Source organism: Pedobacter ghigonis, assembly GCF_903166585.1.
GTDB classification, from domain to species: Bacteria; Bacteroidota; Bacteroidia; order Sphingobacteriales; family Sphingobacteriaceae; genus Pedobacter; species Pedobacter ghigonis.
In genome coordinates, this window is sequence record NZ_CAESCM010000001.1 from 86,224 (window position 1) to 110,883 (window position 24,660).

Consider the following 24,660-nt stretch of genomic DNA (forward strand, 5'->3'; position numbering starts at 1 on the left):
AAACGAATAAGCAATTTAACAATACAATTAAACAGTTAACCAATTTAAACGGCTAACCTTTAAAATACGAGTAAACATGGAATTTAAAGTACCTACAATGGCTGAATTAATGGCTGCTGGCGAAGAACCGGAAATACTATTTTGGGTTGGTTGTGCCGGAAGCTACGATGAGCGGGCACAAAAAATAACCCGCGATATCTGCAAAATCTTACATCATGTGGGCATTAAATATGCTGTTTTAGGCACCGAAGAAAGTTGTACCGGCGATCCGGCTAAACGCGCTGGTAACGAATTTTTATTCCAGATGCAGGCCATGACCAATATTGAGGTTTTAAATGCCTATAATATTAAAAAAATCGTAACCGGCTGCCCGCACTGCTTTAATACCATCAAAAACGAATATCCGGGTCTGGGTGGCACATACGAGGTCATCCACCACACGCAGCTTATCCAGGATTTAATTAATGAAGGCAAGCTGAAAGCCGAAGGTGGCGAAAGCTTTAAAGGGAAAAAGATCACCTACCACGACCCTTGTTATCTTGGCCGTGCCAATGGCATTTACGAAGCGCCGCGAAAAGCACTAGAAGTTTTGGATGCCCAGCTGGTAGAAATGAAACGCTGCAAAAGCAATGGCTTGTGCTGTGGGGCTGGTGGTGCACAAATGTTTAAAGAACCCGAAAAAGGCAATAAAGATATTAACGTAGAGCGTGTTGACGAGGCTTTACAAACCAATCCGCAGGTGATAGCTGCAGGCTGCCCTTTTTGCATGACCATGTTGAGCGATGGAATCAAGCTGAAAGATAAAGAACAGGAAGTTAAGGTTTTGGATATAGCAGAAATTACCGCAAGAGCGAATGGTCTCTAAGCTTTGAATTCACATGTAAGTCATTAAAGAAAATTAAGTCTTAGCACACTGCTAAGACTTTTTTATTATAGCGATTTATAGCCATAGACTGTCATCCTGAGCTTGTCGAAGGATCCTTGCGTACCATTTGCAATTAATTCCTAAGTAATCAGTTTCCTACTCCCCCACTTTCGCCCCTTCTTTAGCAGGCTGCGCCGGTATTTTAACAATCTGCTCTAAATTATCGCGGATCTGGTTCAAATCTTCGGCTTCCATATTTTTTAAGGGAATAATAATCTGCGTGGCCATCGAATCTACATCCCCACCCTTATCTTTATAGGTCTGCACAATTACATCATCACCTCTGGTATATAGATAAAGTTTGCCTGATACGGTATTACCATAATAATCCATATCTTTAAATTTCGATAGCTTAAATGCGAAATACTCAGTTTTTCCGTTATTAAAGTAACGTTTGTAACGGCAAAAGCCATTGTTAGTAACATTCAGCTCATAGCGCTTAATTTGATTGCTTTCCTGCGCCAGATCGTAATGATCGGTGAATGTTTTTTGTAGGAAACCAGCGTATTGTTCTAAGGGATCGGGATTGGAAAAAGCATAAAAAAACACACAAAGCGCCGAAATAAACGACATTTTCAAGCAAAGTGTAAACTTTTTCATATGGCTAGCGTTTTAAACACACCAAATTAATTAAAATCATAAATTTGTATATGAGTTTTTCTCCACAATCAAGAGTTTGGGTATACCAAAGCGATCGCAAGTTTACTTCCGTTGAAGAAAACCAGATCCTGAATAAATTAGCGGCTTTTACCAATCAATGGAAAGCGCATGGTAACGAATTGCTGGCAAAGGCCGAAATCCGTTATGGCTTTTTTATTATCTTAACTGTTGATGAAAGCCAGGCCGGCGTTACCGGATGCTCTATTGATAGCTCAGTTAGGTTAATTAAGGAGATTGAAAGCGAATACCATGTTGATCTTTTTAACCGCTTCAACATTGCTTACCGCGTTGATGATGAGGTGAAAGTTCAGGGTAAAGAAGATTTCGAAACCTTGGTAAACATTAAGCAGGTTACACCCGAAACAATTGTTTTCAATAACATGGTGCAAACACTGGCCGATTTGGATGCCAAATGGGAAGTTCCATTTAAGAATAGCTGGCACTCTACTGTTTTTGCACACTTGCTTTAAAATGTGTTCAAAACTACTGCTGCTTCTGGTACTCTAATATATTTTTTAGAAAACAAAGGAAGGATCAGCACTAATACTGATCAATTCTTAAAACCTGTAACTCTATTTCCAGTTAATTTTGGTTAGCCAGCAAACAATTAGCAGCCAAAAAGCATTATATTGGTTAAATCAAAATAATGTGTATGAAACGCTGGCTCAAAATTTCTCTCAAGATATTAGCTGTTCTGGTTCTCCTGGTTATTTTAACCTGGCTGGCCGGTGCATTTTACATTAGCCGCAACAAGAAAGAAGTACTCAATTCTATCCTATCGCAACTGAATAAAAATTTAAACGGCGAAATAACGGCTACCAGCATGGAACCTACCCTGCTGAAAAGTTTTCCGGGAGTTTCTGTATCGTTAAACGGCGTACTACTGAGAGATAGCTTATGGGCGCAACACAAACACGATCTTTTAAAGGCCCAGGATATAGATGTATCGTTAAATGTGCTCTCACTTATTGTGGGTAACGTTAATATTCGGCAAATAGCCATTAACAATGCTTCCATTTATATTTATACTGATTCCAGCGGCTACAGCAATACGAGTATTTTTAAAAGTAAGCCATCTGCCGAAAAAAAATCATCGGCTAAGTCATCTGCGCTAGAGATTAAGAAAATAGATTTCAACAAGGTAGATCTGGTATTGGATAACAAAAAGCGCTTCAAACTCTTCAGTTTTAATATCGACCAGGTACAGGGCCGGATGGAATATCCGGATAGTGGCTGGACAGGCAAAATTAAGCTCAAAACCAAAGTAAACAGCTTTGCTTTCAATACCCGGAAAGGTAGTTTTTTGAAAGATAAAACTTTAGATGGAACCCTTTCCGCGCGCTACAGCAAAGCGCTTGATGCGGTGATTTTAAATCCCGAAGTATTAAATATTGGCGGCCATCCCTTTAAAATCGGGGCCCAGATAGAATTGGATAAATCGGCCTTTGCAATAAGCATTGCTGTTGATGATATTTTATTCAGGGATGTGGCTTTACTGCTTTCGCCTAATATCTCTTCAAAACTCTTGAAATTTGGCATAGAAAAACCCATCAATATCCGCGGAAATATTATTGACGACGGTTCTGGAAAATACCATGATCCGCTGATTAAAGTAGGGATAACCGTGCGGGACAATGTGGTTTCTATCCCCGCAGGAAAGCTAACGGCCTGTAATTTTGATGGCTCATTTACCAACCGCGATACCCTCGGCGGCACCATTGGCGATGAAAACTCTTCGATCAAGTTTCATAAACTTACTGCTAAATATTTCAACGCACCGCTTAAAATCGACACTTTTACGGTTAATAATCTATCCCGTCCCATTGCCACCGGACTGGTTACCTCTCAATTTCCACTTTCTAACCTTAACAACTCGCTCGGTACAAATGATTTTGAATTTAAAAATGGAACGGCCGACTTAAAACTCTACTGTCAGGCCGATATCGATAACTTCAGGTTCACCAAACCAGTGGTATCGGGTAAAATCAAGATTGCCAATGCCGATATCCTTTACATACCCCGAAACCTGCACCTGGTAAAAAGTGCACTCGATATCAATTTCAACCAAAATAATTTATCGATACAAAACGGGCATTTCCAGCTAGGCAAAAGCGAGCTTAATGTGAACTGCAACATTGCCAATTTTGCTAACCTGTATTATACCGCACCCGAAAAAATATTGGTTAACCTTAAAATGACCAGTCCTCAGTTATATTTAAAAGAGTTTTTACCATTTTTGGGACCCAGAACGGCTAAAAAAACAAAATCCAGCGGAAATAAACAGGTTGTTTCTAAAGAGTTGAGTAATGTTTTAGAGCTTTCGCAAATGAATATTCGCCTAACGGTTAATAAAGCCATTTATGAAAAGTTTATGGCTAAAAACCTCGATGCCGACATTTCGCTTCGTGGAGGTGGTATTTTCTTCAATAAGATTAGTGTAGCCCACGCAGGAGGTCAACTGTCGTTAAATGGAAATATCATTCAGCAGGCTGCTTCAAACAGCTTTAAAATCAATTCCAAGATCAGCCATGTAAGCGTTAAAGATTTCTTTTACTCTTTCGATAACTTCGGACAAAATACCATTACAAATAAAAACCTCAAAGGTTACCTGTCGTCTTTGGTGAATATCTCTGGCCGCATATCGCATACCGGCAAAATATTGCCCCGTTCAATCAACGGCAAGGTGGTGTTTAATCTCAACAATGCCGCACTGGTGAATTTCGAACCGATGGTTAAAGTTGGCAAGTTTGCTTTCGCCAACCGCAATTTATCAAACGTAGAAATTAAAAATCTGGATGGCACCTTAAATATTAACGGCGATAAAGTAGAAATAAGCCCGATGCAGGTAAGCTCGAGCGCACTAAACTTTAATGTGAAAGGAACTTATGCTTTAGGTCCTGGAACTAATGTAGCCATGGATATTCCGCTTAGAAACCCCAAAGGAGATGAAAACCTAACCAGGCAGGAAAAAAGAGAAGCCCGTATGCGTGGCATAGTGTTGCACCTAAAAGCTGTAGACGACGAAAAAGGCGGTATTAAAATCAGGTGGAATAAGGATCACGATTAGCCAAAAAGGATTGAATGATAGAATTGCGATTGATTGAATAACAAAACTCCAAATTCATTCATTCATTCAATAATTCTATACTTAAAAATCAAGCGGTCCAAGCCTATTCATATTCCTCAATATCAGATACTGGCGATGCCTGATGTACGGAGTTGCGTTTTTGGGTGTCCAACGTAAAGGGTTAGGAAAACACGCAGCAATTAAAGCGGCTTGCTTTTTGGTTAGTTTGGTGCACGATTTACCATAGTATTCCTGGGCGGCAGCTTCAGCTCCATAAATGCCATCGCCCATTTCGATTACATTGAGGTAAACTTCCAAAATGCGCTCTTTACTCCAGAACAATTCGATTAATAGCGTAAAATAAGCTTCAAAGCCTTTTCTGATCCACGAGCGGCCTGGCCACAGGAAAACGTTTTTAGCCGTTTGTTGCGAAATGGTACTCCCCCCTTTTACTTTTTTACCTTTTGCATTACTGGCAAATGCTTTTTCGATGGCTTTCATATCAAAACCAATATGTTTTAAAAACAACTGGTCTTCAGCTGATACTGCTGCACGTTTCATATTATCCGAAATATCATCGAAATCAACCCACTTCTTTTCGGTTCTAAAAGATTTTCCATCAGCTTTACGTTCAATATTGCGCAAAACCATCAGCAAGGTAATTGGCGGGTTAATAAAGCGAAGTGCAATTACCCATAACACCGAAACCAGCAGAAAGTATAAAAATACCTTCGATGCAATGTTGGTAATCCTCTTTAAAAGCGGGTGCTTTGCTTTACTTTTCGTTTTGGTTGTCCGGGTTTTCGCCATAGCGCAAAGGTAATTAAAGCGATGGAAAAGGAAAATGTACGCGGAAAGATTTATTATTCATCTCCTCATTTGTAAATTAAATACTGGAATAAAATTAAATGATCCGATTTTCTGTATTTTGGATTCAAATTTACACAGATGAAGAAACTCGGATACCTTTTTTTTATGCTGACTCTTTTATGGGGTTGCAGCACCACCAAAAACACAAGCACCAGCAATGGCAAGTGGACTTCACTTTTCAATGGGAAAGACATTAAAGACTGGAACGTTAAAATCCACCACCACGATTACAATGTAAACTTCGGGAATACTTTCCGCGTAGAAGATGGCATCATTAAAGTGCGTTACGATCAGTACGGCGATTTTAATGATCAGTTTGGCCACCTTTATTACAAAACACCTTTTTCATACTATCATTTAAAATTAAAATACCGTTTCGTTGGCGAACTGCAAAAAGGTGCACCAAGTTATACCTTGCGTAATAGCGGCGTGATGTTTCATTCGCAGGACCCCCAAACGATGCCTAAGGAACAGGATTGGCCTATTTCAATTGAAATGCAGTTTTTAGGTGGTTTAAGCGATGGCAGGCCGCGCCCTACCGGCAACATGTGCTCGCCAGGTACCGAAATCTTTTATAATGGCAAAATGTTCGCTGGCCATTGTTTAGATTCGAGATCAAAAACTTACGATGGCGACCAATGGGTATCGGCAGAGCTGATTGTATTGGGCGATTCGCTAGTTACCCATATCATTAATGGCGACACCGTGCTTCAGTACAGTAAACCCCAAATTGGTGGAGGCGTAGCCAACCGTTACGACCCAAAAATTAAAATAGACGGTAAAGCACTTAAATCGGGCTTTATTGCCCTGCAAAGCGAAGGGCAACCTGTTGATTTTAAAGATATCGAAATCAGGCAGCTCCCTGTACCAGCCACCGCAAAATCTAAGTAAACATTTTTGATTGCTATACGTTAAGAAAATATGAAAGTTGCACTAATTACAGGAGGAAGTAAAGGAATTGGGCTCGGTATTGCCGAGGCCCTTTTAAAAGACGGCTACAAAGTAGCCATAACCAGCAGAACAATCGACGCAGCCAACAAGGCGGCAGCCAGCTTGGTCGCGCATGGTGATATATTGGCGATTGAAGCCGATGTTAAAGATTTTAAATCGCAACAGGAAGCAGTAAACCTGATTATTCAGAAATGGGGACGGCTGGATGTACTGATTGCCAATGCAGGTGTGGGGCACTTCGCACCTATTGATGAACTGGACATCAATTTATGGAACGAAATCATCGATACCAATTTAACAGGTGTTTTTTACAGCATTAAAGCCAGTGTTGAGGAAATCAAAAAATCGCAGGGGCACATTTTCACTATTTCAAGTTTGGCAGGCACCAACTTCTTTGCCGGCGGTTCGGCTTATAATGCCAGCAAATTTGGCTTAACCGGTTTTACCCAGGCGGTAATGCTTGATTTAAGAAAATACGGCGTAAAGGTAAGCACCATTATGCCAGGTTCGGTAGCCAGTCATTTTAACGACCACAATCCCGATGCGGAGGCAGATGCCTGGAAAATACAGCCAGAAGACATGGGTAAACTACTGGTCGATTTATTGGCCATGCCTGCCAGAACCTTACCGAGCAAAATAGAAATCAGACCAACAACCCCGAAGGGATAATGTAGAGGAAAAATGGAAGAGGTAAAATGTAAGATGGAAAATTGGGTTAACTTGTCCATTATCCATCTTACATCATCCATAAAAAAAGGCTTTTGAGAAAACTCAAAAGCCTTTTTTTATGATTCTTTAAAGAATGCTTATTCAGCAACTACTTCGAAAGGAACCTGAACTTTAACTTCTTTGTGTAAATTTAAGTTAGCAACATATTCGCCAACAAATTTAGGTTCAGTTTCGAAAGTAATACGACGACGGTCTACATCAAAGCCTTGAGCTTTTAATGCTTCAGCAATCTGGATGGTGTTAACCGCTCCGAAGATTTTTCCGCTTTCGCCAGCTTTAGCACCGATTGAAAGTTTAACAGCAGTTAAACGCTCAGCAACACCTTCAGCATCTTTCTTAATTTTATCTTGTTTAAAAGCAGCTTGCTTTAAGTTTTCTGCTAATACTTTTTTAGCAGAAGAAGTAGCCAATGCAGCAAATCCTTGAGGGATTAAATAGTTACGGCCAAAACCTGGCTTTACTGTAACTACATCATCTTTCTCACCAAGGCCTTTAATATCTTGTTTTAAAATAATTTCCATATCTCTAGCCTCCTATTTTAATTGATCAGCAACGAAAGGTAACAAACCGATGTGACGGGCACGTTTTACAGCCTGAGCCACTTTACGTTGGAATTTTAACGAAGTACCAGTTAAACGGCGTGGTAATAATTTACCTTGATCGTTAATGAATTTCAACAAGAAGTTTGCATCCTTGTAATCGATATATTTAATTCCGTTTTTCTTGAAACGGCAATATTTTTTACGGTTATCCTCTACTTTAGGGGCAGTTACGTATTGAATTTGTTCTCTTGCCATTACGCTGCAACCTCCTTAGTTTTTTTGTTAAAAGCACCACTACGCTTTTTCTCATTGTAAGCAACAGCGTGTTTGTCTAAACGGATAGTTAAGAAACGTAACACACGCTCATCGCGTTTTAATTGAAGCTCTAATTTTGCGATCAAATCACCTGAAGCTTTGTATTCAGTTAAGTTGAAGAAACCATTTGACTTTTTGTCAATTGGATACGCTAATTTTCTCAAACCCCAATTATCCTCCTGGATAATTTCGGCTCCGTTATCAGTAAGAACTGCTTTGAATTTAGCTAATGCCTCTTTCGCAGCTTCTTCAGATAACAACGGGGTTAGAACGATAACAGTTTCGTACTGATTCATTGTTATTAATTATGTTTTTAATTATTTAATCCCGAGGTATATTACGGGGATGCAAAAGTAACAATATATTTCTTAAAATCAAACGATTAATCAGAATATATTAAATGGAAGATGGAAAACGAACAATGGCAAATGTAAGATAGTTAATGAAAAGCTACATCATCCACCTTACATCACCCCTTATACATAAAAAAAGGAGATCATCTATCCGACAATCTCCCTGATCAATTAGCTGTTAGTTTTTAGTAAGTTTCGATCGTTTTAACAAAACTCTCATCTTTAAACTTTACTACGAAAGTTAACGATCTTGAATCTGTTTTGCTGATATTGAACTTTTTAGTTAACTGTGCTTTATCTTTAAATGATTCTGCATAAACCTCGTCGTTGTATTCGTTGTAAACTTTTACTTCGATTGGGCTTTTATCCAGGTTGTTTAAGCTAAGTGTAACTAAATCGTCTGTTTTAGTATAAACCGGTTTAAATACATTTGCAATTTTTGGCTCAGAAACAATTGCCTCACCATTTTCAATCACTACATTATATTTTGCAAGTTTAGTTTCCGACTCAACCTTTAGCACGTATTTTCCATCAGGAAGTGCATTTAAATCATATACTTTACTTGTTGTTGCAGAAGCATGAATGCTTTCTTCGAACAATACTTCATCATCAGCACCTACCAATGATAAATTTAGATCTTCTGCTTTATCTGCAGAAAAACGGATAAACTTTTCTTTTTCACCTTTTACTTTTAAAGTAAAATCATCATCGTTAGCGTGTACACCCGTAGCAGTAAAAAATAACGCTGCTATTAAACCGATTTTTAAGAACTTTTTCATAACCAAATATTTTTAAAGAGTTAATTACTATATGATGGTACTAAGGTAGATATAGCCTTAACATTTAGACGATTGCATATTGGCCAATATCTATGCTATATTATCCCTATTTCAGTCATATTTTCGTAAAACACATAATTCAGCATATTTTTAGTGTATTTTAGTGAATAAAATTGATCGGCATGAAACCAAGTTTTGAAGTTGTTGAACCTTCTTTCGGGAGTTCTTTTTATTATTCGAAATACATTGCTAATGAAAACAACATGGCCCACTTGTGGCACTACCACCCCGAAATAGAAATGGTTTTTGTAAACGGTGGTACGGGCAAAAGGCAAATCGGCAGTCACGTGTCTTACTACACCGAAGGTGATTTGATTTTGATTGGGAGTAATTTGCCTCATTGTGGTTTTACCGATACCAATACGGGTAATAAAAATGAAACCGTAATCCAGATGAAGCCCGATTTTCTGGGCACCGGTTTTTTAGCCCTGCAGGAAACTAAAGGCATTCAGGAATTATTTGATAAGGCAAAGGGCGGCATTGCATTTGGTAATGAAACCAAGGCTCTTGTAGGCGATAAAATAGAAATGATGGATGATCAGCATCCTTTTGAGCGCTTGTTATCTTTATTATATGTACTAAAAGTACTCGAAAACGCAAAAGATTATAAAATTTTAAATGCCCGCGGCTTTTCGATGGAAATGCAGGTGCAGGATAACGACCGCATTAACATGATCTTCAACTTTGTGAAAGATCATTTTCAGGAGCCCATCAGTTTGCATGATATTGCAGAAATGTCGAGCATGACGGTTCCGTCATTTTGCCGCTATTTTAAAAAGATAACCAAAAAAACCTTTACGCATTTCGTAAACGAGTACCGCGTGGTGCACGCTTCGAAGTTATTGGCCGAAAAGCCGGTAAGTATTGCCAACATTGCCTACGAAAGTGGTTTCAATAATTTTAGTCACTTCAATAAGCTGTTTAAAGAATTTACAGGTAAAAGTGCTTCTGAGTATAGGAATGAACTGAAAGCGATTATGAAATAAATCCAAAACACTGTTTAAAGAAGGTATATTGCAACATGAAAAAACGCTTTCTATTTTTATTGGCCAATTTGATTAGTCTCACCTCATTCGCCCAATATGTAGAGATTAATGCTGTAAACTGCAAAATAAGCGATACCGAGCAGAAAAAGATTGAGAAGCTGATTGCCTACGAGCGCATGTTTTGCAACGAAATTTTCGAAACCCACGAGAACACTACCGCACCGGTCAAAATAAACCTCTATGGAAAGAATAAAGATTACCGCTTAGAACAGAAAAAGTACAATGTACCGGCCAGCAGCGATGGTTTTTATATTGATGCCATTAATGAGGCCTTTGTTTACAAGAATCGTGACTTTATATCGGTTGCCCTGCACGAAGCCAGCCACAGTATTTTTGAGTTTAATTTTAAACAATCGCCCAGGTGGTTAAACGAAGGACTTGCCGAGTTTTTCGAAACGCTCGATTTTGACAGCGAAGGCAATTTATATGCTTATCCACAGAGCATGCGTATTAAAAGCATAAAAGCTGGTATAGATTTAAAAGACAGCGAGCGGTTAAAAAAGTTCTTCAATATTTATGGAGGTTCATTTTACGGGCACGAGGTTCGCGATAATTACAACACCGCCTACAGTATTATTTATTTTTTTGTTAAAGGTAAAAGGACCGAGATTTTAAAAAAAATCATCAGGCTTACCAACCAGGGCTATGATACTGACAAAGCTATAGCGCAGGTTTTTGGCAGTTTTGCCTCATTCGAAGAAAGCTATAAACTGTTTTATAACTATCACCAATAACAGTTTAATTTCACCATTAGGCTTTCGGTTCATTCCAATCTTACATTTTATAACTTTTCCACATTCCAGTCAGCCCACATTTCAACTCGTAAAAAATTCCTATTTTCGTGCCGATGGAAAATTTTATTGTTTCTGCCCGTAAATACCGCCCAGCTACGTTCGAAACCGTAGTTGGTCAGCAGCATATTACAGGTACCTTAAAAAACGCCATCAAAAATAACCAGCTTGCACAGGCATTTTTATTTTGCGGTCCGCGTGGTGTGGGTAAAACCACCTGTGCGCGTATTCTCGCCAAAACCATTAACTGTACCAACCCTACAGCAGAAATGGAAGCCTGTGGTACTTGCGACAACTGTCTCTCGTTCCAGAACGGACATTCTTTTAATGTGCACGAGCTCGATGCGGCATCAAACAACTCGGTTGATGATATCCGTAGTTTAATTGAGCAGGTACGCATACCTCCACAAGCCGGAAAATATAAGATTTATATCATTGATGAGGTTCACATGTTATCACAAAGTGCATTTAATGCCTTTCTGAAAACTTTGGAGGAACCGCCTTCGTATGCTATTTTTATTCTGGCTACTACCGAGAAACACAAAATCCTGCCAACTATTTTATCGCGTTGCCAGATTTTCGATTTTAACCGGATCCAGGTAGAAGATATCGCCAATCACCTCTCAACCATTGCCAATCGCGAAAACATTGCTTTTGAAAGTGATGGTTTGCATATTATTGCACAAAAGGCTGATGGTGGTTTACGCGATGCCCTTTCGATGTTCGATCAGATTGCCAGTTATGCCAATAAGAACATTACCTATAAAGCGGTAATCGACAACCTTAACATTTTAGATTACGATTACTTTTTTAAACTTACCTCTTTTTTAACCGCTGCCGAAGTTAGCCAAACGCTGCTCTTGTTTGATGAAATACTGAACAATGGTTTTGATGGCAATAACTTTATTAACGGTTTAGCAAGTCATTTCCGCAATTTGCTGGTGGGTAAAGATAATGCTACCATTAAACTTTTAGAGGTTAGCGAAAACATCAAACAAAAATACTTAGATCAGTGCAGGCAAACAGAATTGTCATTTCTGTTAACAGCTTTAAATCTGGCCAATACCTGCGATTTAAATTATAAAAACTCAAAAAACCAACGTTTACAGGTAGAGCTGGCATTGATTAAAATGTGCCATATCCGGTCGGTCGTCAATTTAGCACAACAACCCTTAAGCCCTAGTAACACAGCAACTGACCAAGATCAGGATAAAAAAAAAACTAATGTCGTAGCCGAAAAAGCGGTACAAGCAGAAAACATACAGCCGAAAACTGTAAGTGAGAATACTGCTCCGGCAAAAGTAAATATCCCTAAGGCTGAAGTTCCAGTAAGCATACCTTTAAATAAACCCAGCGAAGCGCCAAGGCCTGCAAGCATGCCTACTGCCACCTCCATCAGCATTAATATACCAAAAAAAACAACAGGTACCTTAATCCCCTCTTTAAACGATTTTGAACGGAATGTGGATGCAGACGATGATGGTAAACCAAAAGCGATAACCGGCGAAGCACGGGAAATATTTAGCTACGATCGTTTGCTTGAAGTATGGAACAATTACATTCAGATTCTTAAAGCTGCCGATAAAATTAACCTGTTTACTATTCTGAATAATTTTGCACCGGTACTTTTAAAGCCCGAGCTAATCGAAATATCGGTAGAAAGTAAAACTCAGGAGCACCTGATCCAGCAGGAATCTGTTGAACTTTTAAATTACTTAAGAAACGAGCTTAGAAATTTTGGAGTTTTGGTAACCTACAAACAAGTGGAACGCAAACTGGAAAACAGACTGTATGGCAACCGCGAAAAATACGATTACCTGGTCAATAAAAATCCGAAACTGGATGAGTTACGCAGGAGATTTAACCTGGATATCAATCCATAAAACAGCAATTTAAATTAAGGCATAAAACAAAAAGCAGGACTACACCGCATGTAACCCTGCTTTTCCATTTATATGATTGTTTCGTCAAATCACCATCTTCACGACGGTGTGCTATTGACTATTTTTGGGGCATATCGTTAACCGGATAACCTTCCTCATCTAAATCATCGCGGCTATCTTCAGGAGTACGGCCAAGAATTTTATCTTCCGGACTTAGCTTTACACTTTGTCCTTCATCTACATGCATTCCCAGCTCTTCCAGATCATCATTGGCAATTTCTTCATCGCGTGCATATTCATCACCTACATAAGGATTGGCTTCATCGTAGGTAGAATCATCGTCGCGGGCACCGGCCGCTACTGTTTCATAACCCATTGGGTGATCGTAATCTTCATCTGTACCTTTTACATCAAGCTCATAACTCTGCTTGCTTTCGTTGTATGATAAGTTCTCCCTGTTAATTCCACCATGCTCGGTAGTACTTTGCAGTTTATCGCGTGAAGGTTTATTATTTGCCATGTGATGGGTCTCCTATAATTTTAATATGAATATAACAAAATGATAGGAATAAGGTTTGTTAATGCCTTCACAATATTTGAAATTATTTGGACAAAAAGAGGTACTTTATTATAACCCCTTGAAAACAAAAGCGCCCCAATAATAATATCGGGGCGCTTCTTCTTAATATTAATAATGCTTATAGCGACGCTAAAGCAGCATTTAATGTTTCGCTAGGACGCATGGCTTTACTGGCCAGTTCATCATTAGGGTTATAGTAACCGCCAATGTTTTGTGGTTTGCCTTGCGAGCCGATCAACTCTTCGTTGATTTTAGCTTCGTTTTCAGTTAAAGCTTTTGCCAATGGTGCAAATCTGGCTTGCAAATCTGCATCTTTAGTTTGTGCAGCTAAAGCCTCAGCCCAATATAAAGCCAAATAGAAGTGAGAACCACGGTTATCAATGGTACCTAATTTTCTACCAGGTGACTTATCAGTAGCCAGGAATTTAGCATTTGCTTCGTCCAAAGCATCGGCTAGCACTTGTGCTTTTGCATTGTTTTGTGTTTGCGACAAATGCTCTAAAGAAGCCTGAAGGGCTAAAAATTCACCTAACGAATCCCAACGCAGGTAACCTTCTTCAATAAACTGCTCAATGTGTTTAGGGGCAGAACCACCAGCACCGGTTTCGAATAAACCACCACCGTTCATTAATGGCACAATTGAAAGCATTTTAGCTGATGTACCCAGTTCTAAAATCGGGAAAAGATCGGTCAAATAATCACGCAATACGTTACCGGTAACCGAAATGGTATCTTCACCTTTGCGGATACGTTCTAAAGTAAATTTAGTAGCCTCAACCGGTGCTAAAATGCGGATATCCAAACCAGTTGTATCGTAATTTTTTAAATAGGTATTTACTTTAGCAATAATCTCTCTATCGTGTGCTCTTTTTTCATCTAACCAGAAAACAGCTGGTGTTTCAGATAAACGGGCCCTGGTAACGGCTAATTTAACCCAGTCCTGAATTGGCGCATCTTTAGTCTGGCACATGCGGAAGATATCGCCTTTTTCTACTTGCTGATCGAAGTATACTTTGCCATCGGCATCGGTTACACGGATAGTTCCGCTTGCCGTAGCCTGAAAAGTTTTATCGTGCGATCCGTATTCCTCTGCTTTTTGTGCCATTAAACCCACATTAGGTACCGAACCCATGGTGGTTACATCAAAAGCACCGTGTGCTTTACAGTCATCAATTGTAGCCGTGTAAACACCTGCATAACAACGATCTGGAATTAATGCAATGGTATCTTGCGATTTACCTTCTTTATTCCACATCTGGCCCGAAGTACGGATCATGGCTGGCATCGAAGCATCCACAATTACATCACTTGGCACGTGCAGGTTGGTAATTCCTTTATCAGAGTTTACCATCGCTAAAGCTGGGCCATTTTCAATGGCTTGTGCCAATGCTGCTTCTACTTCCGCTTGTTTAGGATTACCTGCGATTTTCGCATAAACATCGCCTAAACCATTGCGGGTATCAACGTTAAGTTCTTTAAATAAATCGGCATATTTAGCAAAAACATCGGCGAAGTAAACTTCAACAATGGCACCAAAAATAATTGGGTCAGAAACCTTCATCATGGTTGCCTTCAAGTGGGCCGATAATAACACACCGGCAGCTTTAGCCTCAGCGATTTCTTTCGCTACAAAAGCTTTCAATGCCGATAAGCTCAAAGCAGAGCTATCAATCACTTCACCTGCTTTTAACGGCGATAAACCTTTTAATTCGGTAACCGCGCCATCAGCGCCTACAAACTCAATTTTAAACTGGCTGGCAGCTTCGATTGTTACCGATTTTTCTGAACCGTAAAAATCGCCTTCAGTCATGCTGGCAACTCTTGTTTTAGAATCGGCCGACCACTTACCCATTGAGTGTGGGTTTTGTTTTGCATAGTTTTTAACTGCTTTAGGTGCTCTGCGATCAGAGTTACCCTCGCGTAAAACCGGGTTAACGGCCGAACCTAAGACTTTTGCATATTTAGCTTTAATTGCTTTTTCTTCTTCGCTCTGTGCATTATCAGGGTAGTTTGGCAAGGCAAAACCTTGTGCCTGTAACTCGGTAATAGCACCTACTAATTGTGGGATAGAGGCCGAAATATTCGGTAATTTAATAATATTTGCTTCCGGAGTGGTTGCCAATGCACCAAGCTCTGCTAAAGCATCACCAATTTTTTGGTCGTCTTTTAAATACTCAGGAAAGTTCGCCAAAATTCTTCCTGCTAAAGAAATATCTCTGGTTTCTACATCAATACCTGCTGATGCGGTAAAAGCTTGTACGATAGGTAAAAGTGAGTAGGTTGCCAACATTGGCGCCTCATCGGTTTTGGTGTAGATAATTTTTGATGTATTTGACATGTTTATATTGATTTTGCTTATTAAGGTTAAATATCCGACTGGTTTTACAGATTTGTACACCAATCTTTTTAAAATCGCCTAAAGATAAAATAATCAGCTGAATTAAGGAACACCGTATTGTTATTTATGACCATAGGAAGTGAACCCATAATAAAAATATAGTTACATTATTTTTATCTTCGTTTCAACACAACCTAAAATTACATAAGCCGCTTTGAAAACGATTAGATATAAAGTTCATGAGAAATTAGAAAAAATTCTTGCAAGCGATGATTACATTGAAGATGGCGGTATGGTTATCTCATCCTTAGCTTACCAGAACAAAGACCTCGTTGTTACTTTTAGTCTCTATCCGGATTCCAACAGAGAAATAAAGCAGATATGGGAATTAAAGATTATAAATATTGCTGCCGAAAATTTTTCAAGAAACTGGACAACTTATTTTTCTTTTTATTCCGATCACTTTTTACTTTATGAATTAACAGATGCCCATGTGGATCTGTATTATAATGGTAAAGCAAAAAGTCCCGAGAAACTTTTGCTAGACCTCTACAGGTCACATTTAAAAACCTACCCTGAAGACTTTTCGTTTACTTATGGAATAAATCCGGCTATGGATATTTTTAAATTGTGTAAAGATGGATCAGGGATGTTTGCGCGTGGTCCGAAGCGTATTTTAGAAAAGTATCAGCCATGTCTTAGTAAACATGATATCAAATCAAACTTTGTAGGAGGCTCAACAAAACCTGACCATAAATTAAAACTCCTTGCATTTGGTGAAAGTTATTTCATAGGAGAAGATTTTTTATTTACTCCTCTATAATTATAGCTCTTTACCACCTCTCAATCAAGCCTAAAAGCTTGAGGCGACGATTTTCTCACAAAAAGAATTTAATGAAGAAAAAGCCAAAATCTCAGATGGCTAACACATATTTACATAAAAATTTCATCTAACAGCCTGCACTTAACATTTTAGTTATATTTTTATGCTACTATCTATGGATTCAGGCAATACTTTGCATCTTGAGGTAGTACCAAAAACGCTAATCAAATGAAAACAATCTCTAAATTAATCGCCATCTTACTACTCTTTTCTAATCAAACTGCATTTGCACAAAGCAACGAAGATAAAGCACTGGCAAAAGCCAAAGCAAAAGAAGCATTCAAACTCGAAGATGAGGAAGGAAAATACGATGAAGCCATTAAGTTATTGGAAGAATCGCAGAAACTAGATCCGGAAAATATTGCTTATACCTATGAAATCGCCTATTCCTATACTGCAAAAAAAGAGTACCCAAAAGCAGCTGAAATTTTAGAAAAACTTACTGAACATAAGGCCGTGTATGATTTGGTTTTCCAGGCACTTGGCAATGCTTACGATTACATGGGCAAGCCTGAGAAAGCAATAGAAACCTACGAAAGAGGCCTCAAAAAATTTCCCAAATCAGGAAAAATCTATGTAGAATTAGGAAATATAGCACTGAATAGACAAGATTTTAACAATGCGTTGAAGTATTATGAAAAAGGGATAGAAATGGAGCCAACCTTTTCTTCAAATTACTATCGTGCATCGAAAGTTTACCTCAGTTCGAGTGATAAAATATGGGGAATGTTATATGGCGAAATCTTCATGAACCTAGAAAGAAACTCTAAACGTACTGCCGAAATCAGTAAGCTCCTTTTCGATACTTACAAAAACGAAATTCATATCAAGGGAGATTCAATCAGGATATCTTTTGCCAAAAACCATAATGTTTCCATTGATGCAATTAAAGATCCAAAGAAATTTAAAGTACCTTTTAGTATGGTTTATGAATTGGATCTTTCAATTGCGGTAGCCGGACAAAAAGAAATTACGTTAAACGCAATGAACGAGATCCGTACAAAATTTCTCAATGCCTTTTTAGGAGCAGGTAATGATAAAAAATATCCGAATATTTTATTCGATTATCAACAGAAACTAGTTGGTCAAGACTTTTTAGAACCTTACAACTATTGGATCTTAATGAAGGGAGATGAAATAGCTTTTAGTAAGTGGCGGCTTGCAAATAGTTCTAACTGGAACAACTTTTTAAAATGGTTTAGCAACAATCCACTAACAATTGATGATGCCCATAAATTTTACCGCCTCCAATATCAGTAAAAACAATCGGTTAGACTTAAACAATTAAAAGATGAAAACCTTAAAATCACTACTGCTTTTATTTCCGATATTAATAATGCTTTTATACAGCTGTTCCCCCAAACTGTATGTCGATGAAAGTAAACGTTACGAAGCCGGATCGTTAACCGATGCCCAGGTAGATTCTTTACATCTTTATCTAAAAGAAAACCAACGCGTTGCCCTAAAAGACACCATTATCATTAAGTATGATTTTAATAACGATGGTTGCTGGAGAGATTTAAGTTACCAGAATGCCGAATTTTTGAACAATGTTAGGTGGACCTTTCAAAAGAATATAATAGAAAAGGCACAGGCCCGGCCAAAAGTTGCCATATACCAATACCGCCAGGTTGGCGAAAACTTTAGCCAGGTAAAATCGAAAGGAATGGAAATAGAAACTGATTCTGGCTTTCTAAAAAAGATGTTTTTTAAAGAGGTAACTACCTGTGGTACCTCGGCTATTATCCTCCCTACCGGAAAATTTCTTTTGGTAAAATCCGACCCGCAGTTTTCGGCCTTATTACTGAACAACAAAGACATAGAGAAAAAATTACTCGAAAATCTGGTAAAATAATCTGGCAGGTTTCAATTATTTAACGCAAAGAAAACATTTTAACATTTCATTAACTAAATGTTTGGTTTATAAGCCATAATTTAGTTTTAACTAATCGTTTACGGACCAAAATAGCCAATCAGATAAGCCATTTTGATCAATAGCATGTAGTAAACAGATCAGTTAATCCGTACAAACCATATCTAATAATTATAAATACGCTCTCCAAGGAAGGTATCTTACGATGCTTTCCTTTATTTATTTATATCGGTTTGTTAAAAACTTCTGCCTGTTTTCGATGTTATTTCCCTGAAAACAATTGCTTTACCAAAACCAGTTAAAATGAAAAATAAGATTTTCTATGCTGCAACACTATGCACAATTGTTGTTTGTGGCTGCCAGTCGAACTCATCCAAAACACAGCAAAAAGAGGCAGACAGTGCAGTAACAACCCAAAATGGAACTTTAGAATTGCCTGCGCCAGATACTACAGCTTCCAAAACCAAGTTTAGTAAGGTAATTGACTGGCCGGAAGGCAAAACCCCACTTGCACCGGAAGGATTTGTGGTTACAAAATTTGCATCTAATATTAAAAGTCCACGCAATACCTACATTGCCCCAAATGGCGATGTGCTGGTGGCGCTTTCCAACTCAGAGAGAAGTACAGTTGAAGCAGTTGCCAATGCAGTAACAGGTAAGGCTAAATCGGAAGTTCCCGGAAAAAGTGCCAACACCATTTTACTTTACCGCGATGCAGACCATGATGGGAAAGCTGAAAGTATTACTACTTTTTTAAGCGGGCTTAGCCAACCCTATGGCATGCTCATTATCGGGCAGTCGTTTTACGTTGCCAATACGGATGGCTTATGGCAATATCCCTATAAAACAGGTGATACCAAAATAACGGCAACCGGCAAAAAAATATTAAGCCTGCCAGCAGGAGGCTACAATAACCACTGGACACGAAATCTGACTACCAATGCCGATAAAAGCAAAATTTACATTACTGTAGGATCGGGCAGTAATGTTGGCGAAAATGGCCTCGAAAATGAAGTCCGCAGAGCCAACATTTTAGAAGTTAATTTAGATGGAACAGGCGAAAAAATTTATGCAAGCGGTCTGCGTAACCCTGTAGGTGTAGATTGGGAGCCAACTACCAACACTTTATGGACAGCAGTTAACGAGCGCGACGGTTTAGGAGATGATTTAGTTCCCGATTACATTACCAGCGTTAAACCAGGTGCGTTTTACGGATGGCCTTTTGCTTACTTCGGCCAGAATGAAGATCCCCGTTTAAAAGGAAAAAATCCTGAAATGGTAAAAAAAGCAATTGCCCCCGATGTGGCTGTTGGCGCACATACCGCTTCTTTAGGATTAGCCTTTTACAAAGCCACTAAATTCCCTGTTAAATATCAGGGTGGCGCATTTATTGGACAGCATGGCTCGTGGAACAGATCAAACATATCGGGCTACAAAGTTGCTTTTGTACCATTTAAAGCGGGTAAACCTAACGGAAAACCAGAAGACTTTTTAACTGGTTTTGTGGCAAATACCGAAAAGGCGGAAGTTTACGGACGTCCGGTAGGCGTTACATTAACACCTGACGGTGCCTTGCTCGTAGCCGACGATGTAAGTGGAATCATCTGGAAAGTTGCAGCAAAATAGTTTACAAAATAGCCACAGGTTAGCAGAATATGCTGTAAATTTATCTGCCAGTCTGTGGCTAAACCTTCAAGCACCGATCCCATTGAAACCGAACCTTATCTTATTGCTAAGCTTAATTTCTTTTACCAGCCTTGCGCAAACCCTAAAACCCGATTCAACCAAAAAATTAGAAGAAGTTACCATTAAAGGGTATTACAACCACCAACCCTTGCTACGATCTGTATCGGCTGTAAGCCTGGTTGATAGCTCCCTGATTAAAAACCAGCCTGGCAATTCGCTGGTTAGCACCTTAAATACAGTTACAGGTGTACGCATGGAAGAACGGTCGCCGGGTAGTTACCGCCTATCGCTGCGCGGAAGTTTACTTCGCTCACCATTTGGGATTCGCAACATCAAAATTTATGTAGACGATTTTCCTTTAACCGATGCAGGTGGCAATACCTATTTAAATGCACTCGACATGGCTGCAATAGGTAATTTGGAAATCTACAAAGGTCCGGAGGCCAGTCTGTTTGGCGCAAATACAGGCGGAGCTATGCTCATTACTCCTCCAAACACTAACCACAACGAAATCAACGCAGCTGTGCAAGCAGGATCTTACGGCCTTTTCCACCAAACAGCAGCCATTCAGCATCAGTTTAAAAATTACAGTTTTAGTATTAGCGAAGGCTATCAAAAAAGCAGCGGTTTCCGCCAGAATAGTGCGCTAAACCGCAAGTATATCCAAACGCAGCAGCAGTGGAATTACAACCCTTTTGGTAGTTTAAAAGCATTTATTTTTTACAGCGACCTTAATTACGAAACACCCGGAGGCTTAACTGCTGTGCAATTGGAACAGGATCCTAAACTGGCAAGGCCGGCAACCCCCGCCCTGCCTGGTGCCATTACACAACATGCAGCCATTTTTAACAAAACAGTTTTTGGAGGTCTTTCTAATGCTTACCAGATTACACCAGGTTTTAAACATGTAATTGCATTATTTACCAGTTATACAGATTTTAAAAACCCCTTTATTACCAATTATGAGCAACGTTACGAAAGCACCCTTGGACTAAGAACCTTTTTAGCTTACGATAAGATAGAAGAGCATTTCAAATTTGGCGCACAAATTGGGTTAGAAAGTTCGGGAACAAAAAGCCAGATCAAAAATTTTAACAACAATGCGGGAGAACCTGCAGCTATGCAAGCTTCCGATCGTTTAAAAGCCAGGCAGAATTTTGCTTACCTGCGCTTAAATTTCGACCTCAACAATAAATTATTAGTTGAGCTTGCTTCCAGTTTAAATTTCTTCAATTACGATTACGAAAGTTATTTCCCTGTAGTTATTGCTGCTAAAAGCCGAAAATTTGACCCACAGTTTATGCCTAAAGTGGCATTATCTTATTTAATCAGCCAAAACCTTTCAGCAAGAGCTTCTGTGAGTAAGGGCTATTCGCCACCAACTATTGCCGAAGTACGCTCCTCAGACAATAACATCAATAACGACTTGCAGGCCGAAAGAGGTTGGAACTATGAGCTAGGCTTACGTTACAAAACAAAAAACAACCGTATTTATGTCAATGGCAATATTTTCAGTTATCGTTTACAAGATGCAATTGTACGTAGGCTTAACCAGAACGACGCAGAATACTTTATTAATGCGGGCGGCACTAAACAACAGGGGCTTGAACTCGAAACAGCCGTCTGGATTATCAAAAACCAGCGTTCTTTCTTAAGCGGTTTACAATTGAGAAGCAATTACACCTTCAGCCATTTCAGGTTTGAAAATTTTATCAACGGCACTTCGGTTTACAGCGGCAATAAACTAACAGGTGTACCGGCGCATATTTTAGTAAACAGTCTCGAATTTAATTTTCCAAAAGAATTTTACCTCTTTGTACAGCATAACTACACCTCAACTATTCCATTAAATGATGCCAATACTGTATTTGCAAAACGGTATCATCTGGTTGAAGCCAAAGCAGGTATCAGAAGCTTAAAAATAGCTAAAACCCATTTCGAATTGTTTGGCGGAGTGAACAACCTTCTGAATGTAAATTATAGTTTGGGCAACGATTTAAACGCTGCAAACGGAAGATATTTTAACCCTGCAGCAGGTATTAATTTTTACACTGGTCTATCCGTAAAGCTATAATAAAATAGCATCATGTATTACCTACATGATGCTATAGCAAACGTCATCATTAAAATGCAGTTTTTGCACCTGTGTCTTTAATTGCCATTTCAGTTACAATGATATCTGTACCGTAACGTTTCGATCCATCTTTAGCATCGTAACCTCTTACTTGCAAACGGCCACACACTGATAAACCTGTACCTTTCTTAATCTGCTCTTCTGCAAGATCAGCTTTCGCATTCCAAAAAGTTAAAGTAAACCAATTGGTATTTTTAACATCTTCTCCTGCAGCATTTTTATATGCTTCGTGTACAGCCAAACTAAAAAGGGAAGAAAAACTCTGGCTGGCCTGATGTATTGAAGATTTCTTTATTGCAAAAGAGATTGCTAGTTTTATACCCTATGTTAAATTACAACGATAAAACTTTCAAACCGGTTAGCAATACAGAGAACGGCGAAACATCGGATGAAACTACTTTTAAATATAAACAGGTGGGCAATTTGCTTACTGCCGAATATGCCGGTGGAAAAATTAAGTATGGCCATTTAATTGGTTTGGTTGATGAAAACGGAAATATTGATATGCGCTATCACCAAATAAACGATGCAGGCACATTAATGACAGGAATCTGCAATTCTAAACCTGAATACCTGCCCAATGGCAAAATCAGGCTATATGAAACATGGAAATGGACCTCTGGCGATTATTCAAACGGCGAATCAATTATTGAAGAACAATAAAAAAATCTGCCATAACGATTTACTATGCCTGTAAAGGAAATTTCAACAAACCTCCCTCCTGCACTGTTATCTGCAATGGAAAAGGTTTATCATCCGCTAGATTATCAAATCAGAAAGTATTGCCTGGAAGCAGAGAGCCAGGAATATTGTGCCGCTACTTTCAACTTAAACCAGCTAAAGGTTAAATACCGTGAAGCTAAAATTACCCCGACAAAAACTGGGCAGTTTGTAAGTATCTGGAAAAGGAATGAAAGTGGAACTACTGCACCCTTTGATGCCTTCGATGATTTCGATCTGCTTGTAATTTCAGTTGAAAAAGGAGATCTGCAAGGACAGTTTATTTTTCCAAAAGCAAAATTGATACAACAGAAAATAGTAACACATAACGGGATAATGGGCAAAAGAGGCATCCGTGTTTATCCGCCATGGGATATAGCAGGCAGTAAGCAGGCTGCAAAAACACAACAATGGCAAACAGAATATTTTTTGCTTATTACAAATCAACCTCTGGTTATTTCTTTGGTCAAAAAACTTTTATCCACCTAAATTTCGCTGGCATAACAACTGATGTAATTAAAAAGAAAGAGCCATCTTTGTTACGGTCATAAATTAAACTTAGCAAGTTTCGGGTAGTTTACCGTTTCATTCCAAACTACTTTTGGGCATAAATTATTGAGCACCATGAAAGCACAAGAGGAAATCAATTTCAACCGGATCGCAGAAGCCATAGATTACATTAAGGCCAATTATAAAAATCAGCCCAGTTTAGAAGAAATTGCTGAAAATGTAAATTTAAGCCCTTTCCATTTTCAGCGCCTATTTAGCGAGTGGGCTGGCACTAGCCCAAAACGTTTTTTACAATACATTAGCATTGGCCATGCCAAAGAAATGCTTAAAGATAACCAGAGTTTATTTAATACCGCTTTAGAAACAGGTTTATCTGGAACCAGCCGATTGCACGATCTGTTTGTAAATATTGAAGGTATGACACCTGGTGAATACAAAAACGGCGGCGAAAACCTGCAAATCAACTACAGTTTTGCCGAAAGCCCTTTTGGGAATATCATTGTTGCAGCTACGCCAAAAGGCATCTGTTACATGGCCTTTTACGACGATCAATCGGCTGCTTTGGTCAATTTGCAAAACCAGTTTCCTGCAGCAAATTACCAGCAGATGTTCGATATGCAGCAGCAAAACGCTTTATATATTTTCAGTCACGATTGGAGTAAACTCAATCAGGTTAAACTGCATTTAAAAGGAACGGAATTTCAGTTAAAAGTTTGGGAAGCTTTGTTAAAAATCCCTATGGGAAAACTGGCTACTTATGGCAATCTGGCCAAACAATTACAAAACCCCAATGCATCGAGAGCTGTTGGAACTGCCATTGGCGATAATCCGGTTGCTTTCCTTATCCCCTGTCACCGGGTAATCCAATCGAGCGGCGCTTTGGGCGGTTACCACTGGGGGCTGAACAGAAAAACTGCAATGATTGGTTGGGAAGCCGCAAAAATGGATATACAGTTTAAATAATC

General features: G+C 39.0%; 25 protein-coding genes. 16 read left to right on the plus strand and 9 right to left on the minus strand.

Translation table 11 applies throughout. The annotated features are described in order from the left end of the window. The first annotated feature begins 76 nt into the window (after positions 1-76). Positions 77-865 (plus strand): (Fe-S)-binding protein, encoded by a 789-nt coding sequence (locus HWV58_RS00400; RefSeq protein ID WP_175632168.1) that lies wholly within the window; start codon positions 77-79, stop codon positions 863-865. A 156-nt stretch (positions 866-1,021) separates the two neighbouring features. On the opposite strand, the gene HWV58_RS00405 is transcribed toward HWV58_RS00400, so the two are convergent. Continuing rightward, complete coding sequence (locus tag HWV58_RS00405) at positions 1,022-1,525, minus strand: hypothetical protein (protein WP_175632169.1); 504 nt, start codon at positions 1,523-1,525, stop codon at positions 1,022-1,024. A 50-nt stretch (positions 1,526-1,575) separates the two neighbouring features. On the opposite strand from HWV58_RS00405, the gene HWV58_RS00410 reads away from it, so the two are divergent. Together HWV58_RS00410 and HWV58_RS00415 are read left to right on the plus strand one after the other, a co-directional pair. Continuing rightward, positions 1,576-2,055 carry an ABC transporter ATPase gene (locus tag HWV58_RS00410; RefSeq protein ID WP_175632170.1) on the plus strand — a complete coding sequence of 160 codons (480 nt, stop codon included), beginning with the start codon at positions 1,576-1,578 and terminating at the stop codon, positions 2,053-2,055. A 182-nt stretch (positions 2,056-2,237) separates the two neighbouring features. Next, entirely contained in the window at positions 2,238-4,652 is a 2,415-nt protein-coding gene (locus HWV58_RS00415) for an AsmA family protein (protein ID WP_175632171.1), read from the plus strand. Between the two features lie 81 nt (positions 4,653-4,733). Here HWV58_RS00415 and mtgA read toward each other — a convergent pair whose 3' ends face one another. Further along, positions 4,734-5,462, minus strand: coding sequence for a monofunctional biosynthetic peptidoglycan transglycosylase (gene mtgA, locus HWV58_RS00420; protein ID WP_175632172.1), 729 nt, complete (start codon positions 5,460-5,462; stop codon positions 4,734-4,736). Positions 5,463-5,600: 138 nt separating this feature from the next. On the opposite strand from mtgA, the gene HWV58_RS00425 reads away from it, so the two are divergent. Next, positions 5,601-6,413, plus strand: a complete 813-nt coding sequence (locus tag HWV58_RS00425) for a 3-keto-disaccharide hydrolase (RefSeq protein ID WP_175632173.1) — start codon at positions 5,601-5,603, stop codon at positions 6,411-6,413. Between the two features lie 30 nt (positions 6,414-6,443). Beyond that, complete coding sequence (locus tag HWV58_RS00430) at positions 6,444-7,142, plus strand: SDR family oxidoreductase (RefSeq protein WP_175632174.1); 699 nt, start codon at positions 6,444-6,446, stop codon at positions 7,140-7,142. A 137-nt stretch (positions 7,143-7,279) separates the two neighbouring features. Here the strand turns inward: HWV58_RS00430 and rplI are convergent, their stop codons facing one another. From rplI to HWV58_RS00450, 4 genes are all read right to left on the minus strand, one after another. Beyond that, on the minus strand, positions 7,280-7,723 hold the full coding sequence (gene rplI / locus HWV58_RS00435) for a 50S ribosomal protein L9 (protein WP_039478206.1): 444 nt from the start codon (positions 7,721-7,723) through the stop codon (positions 7,280-7,282). 12 nt (positions 7,724-7,735) lie between these two features. Further along, positions 7,736-7,999 (minus strand): 30S ribosomal protein S18, encoded by a 264-nt coding sequence (gene rpsR, locus HWV58_RS00440; protein ID WP_010599582.1) that lies wholly within the window; start codon positions 7,997-7,999, stop codon positions 7,736-7,738. Beyond that, the gene (rpsF, locus tag HWV58_RS00445) at positions 7,999-8,355 is read right to left on the minus strand and encodes a 30S ribosomal protein S6 (protein WP_175632175.1); all 357 of its coding nucleotides are present in this window, start codon (positions 8,353-8,355) and stop codon (positions 7,999-8,001) included. Before rpsF ends, rpsR begins: the two co-directional genes overlap by 1 nt. 242 nt (positions 8,356-8,597) lie before the next feature. Further along, a complete protein-coding gene (locus tag HWV58_RS00450) occupies positions 8,598-9,191 on the minus strand; it encodes a hypothetical protein (protein ID WP_175632176.1) in 594 nt (197 codons plus the stop codon). Positions 9,192-9,373: 182 nt separating this feature from the next. On the opposite strand from HWV58_RS00450, the gene HWV58_RS00455 reads away from it, so the two are divergent. The 3 genes from HWV58_RS00455 to HWV58_RS00465 all read left to right on the plus strand — a co-directional run bounded on the left by HWV58_RS00455 (position 9,374) and on the right by HWV58_RS00465 (position 12,971). Then, positions 9,374-10,237, plus strand: a complete 864-nt coding sequence (locus HWV58_RS00455; RefSeq protein ID WP_235972601.1) for an AraC family transcriptional regulator — start codon at positions 9,374-9,376, stop codon at positions 10,235-10,237. A gap of 35 nt (positions 10,238-10,272) precedes the next feature. Further along, positions 10,273-11,031 carry a DUF1570 domain-containing protein gene (locus HWV58_RS00460; RefSeq protein ID WP_175632178.1) on the plus strand — a complete coding sequence of 253 codons (759 nt, stop codon included), beginning with the start codon at positions 10,273-10,275 and terminating at the stop codon, positions 11,029-11,031. 113 nt (positions 11,032-11,144) lie between these two features. Beyond that, the gene (locus HWV58_RS00465; protein ID WP_175632179.1) at positions 11,145-12,971 is read left to right on the plus strand and encodes a DNA polymerase III subunit gamma/tau; all 1,827 of its coding nucleotides are present in this window, start codon (positions 11,145-11,147) and stop codon (positions 12,969-12,971) included. A 118-nt stretch (positions 12,972-13,089) separates the two neighbouring features. On the opposite strand, the gene HWV58_RS00470 is transcribed toward HWV58_RS00465, so the two are convergent. Together HWV58_RS00470 and HWV58_RS00475 are read right to left on the minus strand one after the other, a co-directional pair. Further along, positions 13,090-13,491: a hypothetical protein gene (locus HWV58_RS00470; RefSeq protein WP_175632180.1), complete on the minus strand. Its 402-nt coding sequence runs from the start codon at positions 13,489-13,491 to the stop codon at positions 13,090-13,092. Between the two features lie 178 nt (positions 13,492-13,669). Continuing rightward, complete coding sequence (locus tag HWV58_RS00475) at positions 13,670-15,889, minus strand: NADP-dependent isocitrate dehydrogenase (protein WP_175632181.1); 2,220 nt, start codon at positions 15,887-15,889, stop codon at positions 13,670-13,672. Positions 15,890-16,103: 214 nt separating this feature from the next. Here HWV58_RS00475 and HWV58_RS00480 point away from each other — a divergent pair, with 214 nt between their 5' ends. From HWV58_RS00480 to HWV58_RS00500, 5 genes are all read left to right on the plus strand, one after another. Next, positions 16,104-16,712, plus strand: a complete 609-nt coding sequence (locus HWV58_RS00480) for a hypothetical protein (protein ID WP_175632182.1) — start codon at positions 16,104-16,106, stop codon at positions 16,710-16,712. Between the two features lie 228 nt (positions 16,713-16,940). Further along, complete coding sequence (locus tag HWV58_RS00485; protein ID WP_175632183.1) at positions 16,941-18,032, plus strand: tetratricopeptide repeat protein; 1,092 nt, start codon at positions 16,941-16,943, stop codon at positions 18,030-18,032. A 31-nt stretch (positions 18,033-18,063) separates the two neighbouring features. Then, positions 18,064-18,627, plus strand: coding sequence for a hypothetical protein (locus HWV58_RS00490; protein WP_175632184.1), 564 nt, complete (start codon positions 18,064-18,066; stop codon positions 18,625-18,627). A gap of 321 nt (positions 18,628-18,948) precedes the next feature. Beyond that, a complete protein-coding gene (locus tag HWV58_RS00495; protein WP_175632185.1) occupies positions 18,949-20,271 on the plus strand; it encodes a PQQ-dependent sugar dehydrogenase in 1,323 nt (440 codons plus the stop codon). An 82-nt stretch (positions 20,272-20,353) separates the two neighbouring features. After that, complete coding sequence (locus HWV58_RS00500) at positions 20,354-22,405, plus strand: TonB-dependent receptor (protein WP_175632186.1); 2,052 nt, start codon at positions 20,354-20,356, stop codon at positions 22,403-22,405. Between the two features lie 49 nt (positions 22,406-22,454). On the opposite strand, the gene HWV58_RS00505 is transcribed toward HWV58_RS00500, so the two are convergent. Continuing rightward, a complete protein-coding gene (locus tag HWV58_RS00505) occupies positions 22,455-22,706 on the minus strand; it encodes a single-stranded DNA-binding protein (RefSeq protein ID WP_235972602.1) in 252 nt (83 codons plus the stop codon). An 83-nt stretch (positions 22,707-22,789) separates the two neighbouring features. On the opposite strand from HWV58_RS00505, the gene HWV58_RS00510 reads away from it, so the two are divergent. The 3 genes from HWV58_RS00510 (at position 22,790) to HWV58_RS00520 (ending at position 24,658) form a co-directional block, all read left to right on the plus strand. After that, positions 22,790-23,128 carry a n-acetylglutamate synthase gene (locus HWV58_RS00510; protein WP_175632187.1) on the plus strand — a complete coding sequence of 113 codons (339 nt, stop codon included), beginning with the start codon at positions 22,790-22,792 and terminating at the stop codon, positions 23,126-23,128. Between the two features lie 24 nt (positions 23,129-23,152). Continuing rightward, positions 23,153-23,674, plus strand: a complete 522-nt coding sequence (locus tag HWV58_RS00515) for a MepB family protein (protein ID WP_175632188.1) — start codon at positions 23,153-23,155, stop codon at positions 23,672-23,674. A gap of 135 nt (positions 23,675-23,809) precedes the next feature. Beyond that, positions 23,810-24,658, plus strand: coding sequence for a methylated-DNA--[protein]-cysteine S-methyltransferase (locus HWV58_RS00520; RefSeq protein ID WP_175632189.1), 849 nt, complete (start codon positions 23,810-23,812; stop codon positions 24,656-24,658). Positions 24,659-24,660: the final 2 nt, after the last annotated feature.